This window comes from Lysinibacillus sp. 10T31 (assembly GCF_056394365.1).
Genome location: NZ_JBFTHS010000261.1, coordinates 1 through 377, shown reverse-complemented (window position 1 = coordinate 377; position 377 = coordinate 1). Strand labels below are relative to the sequence as shown.

General features: G+C 66.6%; 1 protein-coding gene. It reads right to left on the bottom strand.

Features of this window, described 5'->3' with window-relative positions; all coding sequences use genetic code 11:
• Positions 1–377 (bottom strand): hypothetical protein (locus AC1DCY_RS27950; RefSeq protein WP_477356105.1); only part of this gene is annotated, 377 nt, incomplete at both ends.

The window sequence follows — 377 nt, the reverse complement described above, 5'->3', positions numbered from 1 at the left end:
GCCTCCAACAAGCGCCACGGTGCCAGGCGCGTGGCAACCTGCTCGAACGGCTGGCCGCGGGTGGCCTCGATGAGCGCACCGGATGCGGCGTGTGCCGCGAGCGTGTCGCCATAGAGCGTAAAGCCCCAGCCCGCCTGGTCCAAGTGCTTGCCAAGGCGACGGGGATCGGCGGCGGCCAGAACCATGAACGCCAGACGCACGTCGATCTCGTCGGTCGTGTTCGTCTTCTCCAGCAGCCAGTCCCACGCCCTATCGCTCAGCGTCGGCGGCTCGGTGATCAACAGCACCAAGACGTCCTGCTGCTGCTTGGGCGGGCCGAACCGATAGCGCTCGATCAACTGATCGACCTCAGTGCTGCTCATCGGGCGCAGGTCATC